Annotated in this window: 1 protein-coding gene; it reads left to right on the forward strand. The window is 59.3% G+C overall.

Features of this window, described 5'->3' with window-relative positions:
• Positions 1-295, forward strand: a 295-nt coding sequence (locus tag AC6CDK_RS17820; RefSeq protein WP_496639963.1) for a disulfide bond formation protein B, incomplete at both ends; no start/stop codon positions are given.

Genomic DNA, 295 nt, shown 5'->3' on the forward strand with positions numbered 1-295 from the left:
AGTCTGTTCATGGTCATTCTGGCCCACTCGGTGTTTCAGATCTGGCTCTACATGAGGCCGTGCGAGCAGTGCGTGTACATCCGGTTCGCCTTCTTCTGCATGGCATTCGGCGGGATCATCGCGGCGATCTACCCCAAAAACATCGGCCTCAAGCTGGTGGGATACGCGCTGGCCTTCTGGGGGACCATCCAGGGGATCGGCTACAGCCTCAAGCTCAACAAGATCCACGAGGCAGCCCACAGCGACAACCCCTTTGGCGTGCAGGGATGCAATCCCGAGCCGACCTTCCCGTTTC

This window comes from Geobacter sp. PheSNFMC, from assembly GCF_059620965.1.